Here is a 4656-nt window from a genome sequence, read left to right on the forward strand (position 1 = left end):
TTAGGCACGTACGTGAACTGGAGGTAGTCGCCGTCGAAGAGCTCTACGTCGAACACCGGGACGCCGAGCCCCGTGTTGTCGCCTGGGTTCCTCTCGGTGAACGGATCGGCGGTGTTGGGCCTCAGCGGCAGCTCCTTGGTGACCTGCCTCACCGCCTCTGTGAGTATGGACAGGGCCTTGCTCCTTATGGGGAACCCGTCGCCCAGCTTCACGAAGAAGGTGGGGACGCCTGTGTCTTGACACACCGCGGAGGTGGTCGCCGTCGCTAGCTCTATGTTCTTCAGGATGGCCTCCAGCTGGATCTTCGCCGCCTCGGAGGACTCTGAGCCTTGAGCCCTCCTGAGCGAGCCCACGACGTCGAGGGCCGGGGATATGCTGGCCTTAATGATGGCCTCCTTAGCCGCCTTCAACACGACCTCTTCAAGACTCATGACCTCTACGGTGTTGGAGTAGAAAAAGATTGCTGAAACGGCCGGTCTAGGCTTTTTTAGGCTGGACGCGACAGAAAAACGTAAATTCTCCCTCGACTGTAGATATATGGCGACGTATAGGCTGAGCACCCCGTTGAGGGACGAGGACGTGGAGGGGCTGAGGGTCGGCGATACGCTGTACGTCTCCGGCGTCTTGGTGAGCGCCCGCGACGCGGCGCATGCAAGAATGCTTGAGCTCTTGAGGGAGGGGAGGCCGTTGCCCGTCGATCTGAGGGGCGGCGTGATCTACCACGCAGGTCCTGTGGCGAAGAGGGAGGGGGACGGCTGGAGGATAATCGCCATGGGTCCGACGACCTCCGCCAGGATGGAGGCGTTCGAGGCCGACGTGATCGAGAAGCTGGGCGTCAAGCTGATAATAGGGAAGGGCGGGATGGGGAGGAGGACGGCCGAGGCCATGAGGAGGCATAAGGCGGCCTACGCCATATTTACCGGCGGCGCCGGAGTCCTGGCCGCACGCGCCATAAGGAAGGTCCTCGACGTCCATTGGCTCGACCTCGGGATGGCTGAGGCCATGTGGGTGCTTGAGGTCGAGGACTTCGGGCCGTTGACGGTCATGATAGACTCCACAGGCCGTAACTTCTACGACGAGGCTAGGGAGAAGATGAGGGCGAAGGTGCCCGAGCTGGTGAAGGAGCTTGGCGACGTCTTCAAGGCGTAGCGGCGATCCGCAGGGCCGCGAGGCCCCTGAGGGCCCTCTGCCTCAAGTCGAGCCTCACAGTGCATATAACGCCTCTGCAGTCCACCGAGGCGCCCAGCCTCCTCGCTATGGACAAGGCCCTTAGGTTCTCCCTATAGATCTCGGCCTTGACGGAGGTGAAGCCCAGCCGGGGCAGAACCTCGGCGAATATCTCGGCGATCCTCGTCCCGTATCCCTTCCCCTGTAGGCTGTCGACGACCACGATGCCGGCCTCTGCCTCCCCATAGCAGGGAACCACGTCGACTAGCGCCAGCGGCCTCCGGCCCTCCAAGACCAGGAAGGTCCTCCCTCCGCAGGACCACATGTGGCTATATATGACTGCCGGATCCCTCACGGCCGCCAGGAAACGGAGATATCTGCTCTCCTCGCTTACCGCCGAGTAGAACCTGACGACGTCGTCATATCTGCCGGTGATCTCGTAGTAGTCCAGCTCCACGGATATCTTTACGTTTTTCTTTAAAAACTTTATTCCACCTAAATATATATTGATATATGTAAATGGATCCTGGTATTTAAGCAATATATATTTCGATATAATTAGGCCATATTTTATGGAAAGTAAAATATATATCAGTTCTATGAACAAAGACGTAAGTAGCGGCTCCAGCCACCGGCCTACGCCGAGCTCGGCGGGCCCCTCGTTGCACACCTCGCCGCACGTGGCCCATGGCGGCCCCTCCAGCCCCCTGCCTAGGCGTCCTCGCCTCTAGGGCGTTGGCATAGCGCATTTAGTCTGCTGGTGTACACCTACCCGTATCATCTCAAACTTGCCATAACGTGAGTATACTACGATATATCACTAAAATTTTTATAACGGTAAGAGCCGGATGCCATGAGGATAACCGTATCGATCATAAAGGCCGACGTCGGCGGCTGGCCCGGCCACGCACAGGTCCATCCCAAGATGCTCGAGTACGCCGCCGCCAAGCTTAGAGAGGCCCAGAGAAAGGGACTCATAATAGACTACTTCGTCTACAACGTCGGCGACGACATCTCCCTTCTGATGACCCACACGAAGGGAGAAGACAGCCCGGACATCCACGGCCTCGCGTGGGAGCTGTTCCGCGAGGTCACGGAGCAGGTCGCCAAGAAGTTGAAGCTCTACGGCGCCGGGCAGGATCTGCTGAAGGACGCCTTTTCCGGCAACATCCGCGGGCTGGGGCCCCAGGTGGCCGAGATGGAGTTCGACGAGAGGCCGAGCGAGCCCGTGATAGCCTTCGCCGCGGACAAGACGGAGCCAGGCGCCTTCAACCTCCCGCTGTACAAGATGTTCGCCGATCCCTTCACCACGGCGGGCCTGGTGATAGACCCCTCCATGCACGAGGGCTTCATCTTCGAGGTGCTGGACGTCGTGGAGCACAAGGTCTACCTCCTGAAGACGCCCGAGGAGGCCTACTCCCTCCTCGGCTTGATAGGCACAACCGGCCGCTACATAGTCCGCAAGGTCTTCAGAAAGGCCGACGGCATTCCGGCCGCCGCAAACAGCGTGGAGAGGCTCTCGCTGATAGCCGGGCGCTACGTCGGAAAGGACGACCCTGTGATGCTCGTCAGAGCCCAGTCCGGGCTCCCCGCCGTGGGCGAAATACTGGAGGCCTTCGCCCATCCCCATCTGGTGCACGGATGGATGCGCGGCAGCCACGCCGGGCCCCTCATGCCCGCGCGGTTCACCTCGGTGGATCCGGAGAGGAGGATCGCGATAGGCGCGAAGATGACTAGGTTCGACGGGCCGCCGAAAGTGGGCGCCTTGGGCTTCCAGCTGCACGACGGCTATCTGGAAGGCGGCGTGGATCTCTTCGACGACCCCGCCTTCGACTACGTGAGGCAGGTGGCCGCGCAGATCGCCGACTATATACGGCGCATGGGGCCGTTCCAGCCCCACCGCCTTCCGCCCGAGGAGATGGAGTACACGGCGCTTCCGAAAATCCTGGCGAAGGTGAAGTCCTTCCCGGCGGACCAGTACGAAAAGGAGAGGAGGAAATACGTTGAGGCCGTCGTAGGGGGCGCTAAGGCGGAGGAGTCTCAACACGACTGATGTCTTCCGTCCTGCCGGAGGGGGACGATTTCCCTGAGCCGGCGTTCCAGCCCGCCGCCCTCCGCCCGAGGAGGTGGAGTATGCACGCTCTAGGGTCGAAGCCTATAGCGCTGATCGACGCGATGAGCGGCGTCGATGCGTATCGAAACCGGAAGTATAGATGCCCGAATATTTATTGTCCGAAAATAATAACCATAGATAATTAGATATTTATAATAAACTTTTTATAAGGTAATTGGAAGCTACAAACATTAAAAATCTTTAATATATATAGATCATCCTGATAATTAATATAGGTATTGCTTAATTTTCAATATACGTAAGTTGACATATTTTTGAAGAAATATTTATAAGGCAGGATCAATCTATCCTTCTCATGTCGCTCGAAGAAAAAAATCTGCCGTTCGATGAATATGTATATAACGATAAATGGCGTTCGCGAACTATAGACGTTAAGACCTATTGGGAGTACCACAAAAGATCTATCGAGAATTTAGAGGAGTTCTGGGCCTCTATAGCTAGGGAGCTCGAGTGGTTTAGGCCTTGGGATAGGGTCCTCGACGCCTCTAATCCGCCGTTCTATAAGTGGTTTGTGGGGGGCGAGCTCAACCTGTCCTACCTCGCCGTGGATAGGCACGTCAAGACCTGGCGCAAGAACAAGCTGGCCTTGATATGGGAGGGGGAGCCGGTGGACCAGGCCGGATACCCCACGGACCGGAGGAAGCTCACCTACTACGACCTATGGAGAGAGGTGAACAGAGCGGCGTGCATGCTCCACTGCAACTTCGGCATAAAGAAGGGCGACCGCGTGACGCTGTACATGCCCATGGTGCCGGAGGTGCTGATAGCGATACTCGCCATCTGGCGCATAGGGGCTGTGCACACGACCATATTCTCCGGCTTCTCCGCCGACGCGCTGGCCGATAGGCTGGCCGACTTCAAGCCGAGGGCTGTCATCACCGCCGACGGCTTCTGGAGGAGGGGGAAGGTAGTCAGACTCAAGGAGGTGGTGGACAAGGCCCTAGAGAAGGCCCCTGGGGCCGAGGCCGTCTTCGTCGTGAGGAGGCTCGGCCTTAACGACGTGCCGATGACCGAGGGGAGGGACTGGTTCTGGGAGGACTCCTTGAGGGGCGTGAAGCAGAACGCCTACGTGGAGCCTCTGCCCGTGAGGAGCGAGGATATGTCGCATATACTGTACACCTCGGGCACCACCGGCAAGCCCAAGGGCATAGTCCACGACACGGGCGGCTTCGCAGTGTCCATATACGCCGACATGAAGCAGGTATTCGCCGTGAGGGACGACGAGGTCTACTGGTGTACTGGCGACATAGGCTGGGGCACCGGCGCCTGGTACGTGGCCTTCGGCCCGTTCGCCATGGGCCTCACCCAGGTGATGTACGAGGGGGCGCCGGACTTCCCGCAGCCGGACCGCTGGT

General features: G+C 58.7%; 5 protein-coding genes. 3 read left to right on the forward strand and 2 right to left on the reverse strand.

What is annotated here, in order from left to right; genetic code table 11:
• A partial coding sequence (locus B7L68_RS08135) for a fumarate hydratase (RefSeq protein WP_143615321.1) occupies positions 1–431 on the reverse strand: 431 nt, incomplete at its 3' end.
• Between the two features lie 106 nt (positions 432–537).
• Between B7L68_RS08135 and B7L68_RS08140 the strand changes: the two genes are divergently transcribed.
• Positions 538–1149, forward strand: coding sequence for a FumA C-terminus/TtdB family hydratase beta subunit (locus tag B7L68_RS08140; RefSeq protein WP_081247070.1), 612 nt, complete (start codon positions 538–540; stop codon positions 1147–1149).
• Here B7L68_RS08140 and B7L68_RS08145 read toward each other — a convergent pair.
• Positions 1139–1624 (reverse strand): GNAT family N-acetyltransferase, encoded by a 486-nt coding sequence (locus tag B7L68_RS08145; RefSeq protein WP_081247080.1) that lies wholly within the window; start codon positions 1622–1624, stop codon positions 1139–1141. The two genes, B7L68_RS08140 and B7L68_RS08145, sit on opposite strands and share 11 nt — an antisense overlap.
• Before the next feature lie 396 nt (positions 1625–2020).
• Between B7L68_RS08145 and fbp the strand changes: the two genes are divergently transcribed.
• A complete protein-coding gene (gene fbp / locus B7L68_RS08150; protein ID WP_081247071.1) occupies positions 2021–3220 on the forward strand; it encodes a fructose-1,6-bisphosphate aldolase/phosphatase in 1200 nt (399 codons plus the stop codon).
• A 376-nt stretch (positions 3221–3596) separates the two neighbouring features.
• A partial coding sequence (locus B7L68_RS08155; protein ID WP_143615338.1) for an AMP-binding protein occupies positions 3597–4656 on the forward strand: 1060 nt, incomplete at its 3' end.

This window comes from Thermoproteus sp. CP80, assembly GCF_002077075.2.
Taxonomy (GTDB): Archaea; Thermoproteota; Thermoprotei; order Thermoproteales; family Thermoproteaceae; genus Thermoproteus.

What these genes read in the sequence shown, in the direction of transcription:
- B7L68_RS08140 (WP_081247070.1), top strand. Translation starts at nt 538, where the DNA reads ATGGCGACGTATAGGCTGAGCACCCCGTTGAGGGACGAGGACGTGGAG.
- fbp (WP_081247071.1), top strand. Translation starts at nt 2,021, where the DNA reads ATGAGGATAACCGTATCGATCATAAAGGCCGACGTCGGCGGCTGGCCC.